Annotated in this window: 2 protein-coding genes; both read right to left on the reverse strand. The window is 40.4% G+C overall.

The features are described 5' to 3' along the window. On the reverse strand, positions 1-378 hold a 378-nt coding region (locus ABD224_RS29340), incomplete at its 3' end, for a hypothetical protein (RefSeq protein ID WP_344055372.1). Next, positions 371-584, reverse strand: a 214-nt coding sequence (locus ABD224_RS29345; RefSeq protein WP_425581079.1) for an ATP-grasp domain-containing protein, incomplete at its 5' end; no start/stop codon positions are given. The genes ABD224_RS29340 and ABD224_RS29345, both read right to left, overlap by 8 nt.

Below are 584 nucleotides of genomic sequence, written 5' to 3' on the forward strand. Positions count from 1 at the left end.
CTTAAGGCTATGTTGTTTTTCATTATCCTTTAAAGGAGATTTCCATAATTCCTTTCCCCAGGCATCTGTATATACCGCTGTTTCTGGTGCCCTGTTCAAGTCATATTCAAACCGACTATCACAACCCGCTATAACGATTGGGTGCGACTGCACCATCTGCTTCGTACAGGGGTCTTCTTCATACCAACGTTCGTATTCGGTGTGCCTACAATTATCCCATAAAGACTTTCTGAACTGATGTCCATCATGAACTGCACCGCAGACATAAGGAACGTAGGATTCAATTTTTAAAGTAAAGGAGTAATCTTCAGCAACTGCTTCAAAAAATTCCTCGGACTTAATGCTTTTAATTATGGCGTTAATAGAAAGCTTACGCATTGGCAACCTCATTTCTTAAACGTGACCTACGGTCAAAGGCTTCTAGAGTATCAATGACCTTACTTTCTACAAAATCGATAACCTTCGACTGAATTTTGGTTTTGTACACCTTGTTCATATACGTGATTCCACCTGGTGACATTACATTAACCTCAACCAATTTGCCCCCAATCACATCGATACCAACAAAGTAGAGTCCGTCTTTG

The sequence above is a fragment of the Streptomyces thermoalcalitolerans genome (genome assembly GCF_039525155.1).
GTDB lineage: Bacteria > Actinomycetota > Actinomycetes > Streptomycetales > Streptomycetaceae > Streptomyces > Streptomyces thermovulgaris.